Raw genomic sequence first — 3613 nt, 5'->3', positions numbered from 1 at the left:
TCGCGGTGAGCGCGAGCAGCTGGAGGAGGTGGTTCTGGATGACGTCGCGGGCGGCGCCGATGCCGTCGTAGTAGCCGGCCCGGCCGCCGATGCCGATGTCCTCGGCCATGGTGATCTGCACGTGGTCGACGAAGGACCGGTTCCAGATCGGCTCGAACAGCTGGTTGGCGAAGCGCAGCGCCAGGATGTTCTGGACGGTCTCCTTGCCCAGGTAGTGGTCGATCCGGAACACCTGGTCCGGATCGAACACCTCGTGCACGATCGCGTTCAGCTCCTTGGCGGACCTCAGGTCGTGGCCGAACGGCTTCTCGATCACGGCGCGCCGCCACGATCCCTCGGGAGCGTCGGCCAGTCCGTGCTTCTTCAGCTGCTGCACGACCTTCGGGAAGAACCTCGGCGGCACCGAGAGGTAGAAGGCGTAGTTGCCACTGGTACCCCGGGATGCGTCCAACTCGTCGATGGCGGCGCGCAGTTGCTTGAAGGCGGAGTCGTCGTCGAAGTCGCCGGGGATGAACCGCATCCCCTCGGCGAGCTGCTGCCAGACCTCCTCGCGGAAGGGGGTGCGGGCATGCTCCTCGACCGCGTCGTGGACCACCTGGGCGAAATCCTGGTTCTCCCAGTCCCGCCGGGCGAAGCCGACCAGCGAGAAGCCCGGCGGCAGCAGACCCCGATTGGCGAGGTCGTACACGGCCGGCATGAGCTTCTTGCGCGACAGGTCGCCCGTCACCCCGAAGATGACGAGCCCGGAGGGGCCCGCGATCCGGGGCAGGCGGCGGTCACGGAGGTCGCGCAGGGGGTTGGCCCAGCCGGCCGCGGGGGCGCGGAGGGCCGCGTCGGTCCGGGGCGCTCCCGGTTCCCCGGTCCGGGGCGCCTCCCGCTCCTCGGTCACCGCGGTGTCCACCCGCGGTGCGGTCGTCTCGTCGGTCATTCCGCGTCAACTCCCATGCTGTCGTGGGACTTCGTCACCGCGCCGAGCAGGTCCTGCCGGACGTCCCCGAACCGCGCGCCACCCTCGTGCGCCGGCTGCCGCACCACCTCGCCGTACGAGATCCCGGGCCGCTCCACGGCGGCCTGGCCGACGCGGACCCGGGCGTCACCGCCGGTGACGGCGCCGCCCCGGAGCGCTCGGTGGCCGGCGGTGGCGTACGGCGCGGCCTCGGGCGCCGTGGTCGCGACGTGGGGCGCGACCGGCTCCTCCACGGACCGGGTGTCCTTGTGCGCCGGGTTCAGCCGTCCGTCGATCCCGCTGCCGACGGGGGAGGCGGAGAAGGGGGCGAGGGAGCGGACCGCCGCCGGGTCGAGCCCCGGACCGATCTCCGGGGAGACCCGGCCGTCCCGGCCGTCCCGGCCGCCGGCCGCCCCGTACACGGGCCGCGGGACGTCCGCGGCGGCGCGGACGCCGGCGGCGGTCGTCACCCGCACGGCCCTGTCGGCGGTGGCGCCCACCACCGTTCCCGCCCCGGCCGGCCCGGCGGGCTTCCCGGACGGGACGCGCTCGCGCGGCAGGCCGTCCGGCCGGACCGGCACGTCCTCGTCGGACGGTCGCTTCCGTGCTCCCGCGCTCGCGGTTGCTTCGGTCACTGTGATCATCTTCTTTCTCGCGGTCACCTCAACCGCGCGCGGAGGTGTGGCATTCCTTCGCGAGGCGTTCGACGGAGACGAGGCGTCCCTGCGTCACCTGTGAACCGGTACCACGTCATTCCCCCTCCGGCTTCGACCGCAACGCGGGCCCGCACCGGCCGGCGGCGGCACCCCGTACGCCGGTACACCCTGACGGGTGAGCGCCGGGCCGCACGGGGCCGCGCGGACGGTCCGGGCGGGCGGGCCGCCCCGATGGGCCCGGCCGCCACCGCTTCTCGCACAGCGGCGAGTACCGCGGAACCGTGCTGATCATGCAGTCCGCCCTGGTCCGCGGTACGCGCCGCCGCCCCCGGACACGCGAAAGGGGCCCCACGCGCGCGTGGAGCCCCTTTTCCGGCCGGAGGGGGCCGGTGCGGAGGTGCTCAGTGGCCGAAGGTGAACCAGTTGACGTTCACGAAGTCCGACGGCTGACCGCTGGAGAAGGTCAGGTAGACGTCGTGGGTGCCCGTGACGGAGCTGATGTTCGCCGGGATCGTCCGCCACGACTGCCAGCCGCCCGTGTTGCCCACCGCGAAACTGCCGATGGGCGCGTTGCTCCGGCTGTCCAGGCGCACCTCGACCAGGCCGCTGACACCGGACGCCGCGCCGCTCGCCACCCGCGCGGAGAACTGCCGGGCCGGGGTGGAGCCGAAGTCGACGCCCTTGAAGTGCAGCCAGTCGCCGTTGGCCAGCGCGCCCACGTTCCGGCCGCCGCCCGTGTCCGAGGTCGTCTCCGTCATCGCGCCGGACTGGCCGTCGTAGGACTCGGCCTGGATGGTGCCGTAGGCGTCGCGGTTGCCGGTCGGCGGCTCGGTGGTGCCGCCGCCACCGGAGGTCAGCACCTGGACGTAGTCGACCAGCATCGAGTGGCCGGGCTGGGTGCCGGCGTCCGGACCGCCGCCGAAGGCGTCGGGGAAGCCGCCGCCCATCGCCACGTTGAGGATGATGAAGAAGCCGTGGTCCGTGGCGTTCGCCCAGGTCGTCGCGTCGACCTGGTTCTCCCGCACGGTGTGGAAGTTGTTGCCGTCGAGGTAGAAGCGGATCTCCTCCACGCTCGTCGAGCGGTCCCACTCCATCCGGTACGTGTGGAAGCCGGCCTGGCACGTCGTGCCCTGGCAGGTGGTCGAACCGCCGATGCCGCTGTTCTCGTTGCACGGGCCGCCCGGTGAGGTGCCGCAGTGCATGGTGGCGAACACGGTGTTCATGCCCTGCGTGTTCTCCATGATGTCCAGCTCGCCGACCGCGGGCCAGTTCCAGTAGTTGCCCCGGTAGGGGGCGCCCAGCATCCAGAACGCCGGCCAGTAGCCCTTGGCGGCGGCTCCGGTGACGTTGGGCACCTGGATGCGGCCCTCGACGCGCAGCTTGCCGCCGGCCGGGGGCTGGAAGTCGGTGCGGTTGGTCTCGATGCGGCCGGAGGTCCAGTTCCCGGAGGCGTCGCGCCGCGGGGTGATGCGGAGGTTGCCGTTGCCGTCGAGGGAGACGTTGTCCGTGCTGGACGTCATCGTCTCGATCTCGCCGGTGCCCCAGTTGGCGGGGCCGCCCGGGTAGCCCTTGCCGGTCGCGTACTGCCAGCGGGAGGTGTTGACGCCGCTGCCCGCGGGGCCCTCGAAGTCGTCGACGAAGACCTGGTTCCAGCCCGACGGGGGAGGCGGCGCGGAAGCGCTCGCGGACGGGGCGGCGGCGGTCGCGGCGCCCGCCGCGAGAGCGAGCGTGCTCACGACGGCGAGGAACGCCCGCCTCACGGAGCGGGGTCTGCGGGGGGTGCGGGGGATGCCGGAGGTGTCACTCATGTGGGGATGCCTCTCGGGTACGGAGGGTCGGTGCGGGGAGTGCGTCGAGAGCTCGGACCTGAATCCTGAGAGCGCTCTCAAAGTGACGCCAATGTGCTCTGCGGCCCTTGCGCCGTCAAGAGGTGTAACCGAGAAAGTCCTTGCGGGCAGGGAGAGTTCAGCTCATGAATGACGCGAATGAGTACAAGCGCGCCACCGCCGGA

At 72.2% G+C, this 3613-nt stretch carries 3 protein-coding genes; all 3 read right to left on the bottom strand.

Translation table 11 applies throughout. The features are described from left to right. A partial coding sequence (locus tag RIM90_RS25510) for a glucose-6-phosphate dehydrogenase (RefSeq protein WP_309063098.1) occupies window positions 1-928 on the bottom strand: 928 nt, incomplete at its 3' end. After that, window positions 925-1590, bottom strand: a complete 666-nt coding sequence (locus RIM90_RS25505; protein WP_309063097.1) for a hypothetical protein — start codon at window positions 1588-1590, stop codon at window positions 925-927. The genes RIM90_RS25510 and RIM90_RS25505, both read right to left, overlap by 4 nt. A gap of 413 nt (window positions 1591-2003) precedes the next feature. Further along, window positions 2004-3410, bottom strand: a complete 1407-nt coding sequence (locus RIM90_RS25500; RefSeq protein ID WP_309063096.1) for a glycoside hydrolase family 16 protein — start codon at window positions 3408-3410, stop codon at window positions 2004-2006. Window positions 3411-3613 lie beyond the last annotated feature (203 nt).

Source organism: Streptomyces sp., from assembly GCF_031181555.1.
GTDB classification, from domain to species: domain Bacteria; phylum Actinomycetota; class Actinomycetes; order Streptomycetales; family Streptomycetaceae; genus Streptomyces; species Streptomyces fimbriatus.
Note: the sequence above shows the minus strand (reverse complement) of the source record. Positions and strands in the feature narration are given on the sequence as shown.